The organism is Micromonospora sp. DT44, from assembly GCF_049841635.1.
Lineage (GTDB): Bacteria > Actinomycetota > Actinomycetes > Mycobacteriales > Micromonosporaceae > Micromonospora.
Map to the genome: position 1 here is coordinate 1 of NZ_JBNCKS010000216.1, position 232 is coordinate 232.

Genomic DNA, 232 nt, shown 5'->3' on the forward strand with positions numbered 1-232 from the left:
CCGCCCTCGAAGGAGTGGGTGTTGCCGTCGGTGTCGACGCTGGTGCCGGCGATGTTCGCGACCACGGCCCGACCGTCATCAACGGTCTTGACGATGTCGGCACGCAACTTGTCGGTCTGGGTGGCGTCGGCGTCGGGCTTGCTGATCTCCACGGAGTGGTAGGCGTCGGGCTTACCGGTCTCCTTGTTCAGCACCGGGGTGATGTCGTTGATGCTGTTGGTGCCGGCCTCGG

General features: G+C 65.5%; 1 pseudogene. It reads right to left on the minus strand.

Annotation, left to right across the window (positions count from 1 at the left end):
* A pseudogene (locus tag ACLQ25_RS32925) lies at positions 1 to 232 on the minus strand (C39 family peptidase); the annotation flags it as partial.